This window comes from Bradyrhizobium pachyrhizi (assembly GCF_001189245.1).
Lineage (GTDB): Bacteria > Pseudomonadota > Alphaproteobacteria > Rhizobiales > Xanthobacteraceae > Bradyrhizobium > Bradyrhizobium pachyrhizi.
Genome location: NZ_LFIQ01000120.1, coordinates 1 through 237 on the forward strand (window position 1 = coordinate 1; position 237 = coordinate 237).

A 237-nucleotide genomic window follows, 5' to 3' on the forward strand; every position below is an offset into this window, starting at 1 on the left:
AGACCAAGCCGACATAACAGTTGCCGGCCTGCGCCGGGACGACGATGCGGATGGTTCTCGAATCAAGATGACAAACACGCGGTGTCATCAGCCGCGAAAGCGGGTGATCCAGTATTCCAGAGACGCCAGTGCTTGAGCCGAGAGGCCGCGGCGTACTGGATCGCCCGGTCGAGCCGGGCGACGACAGTGCGGATGCCACACACACGATCGTCCTGGCGAAGGCCAGGACCCATTACC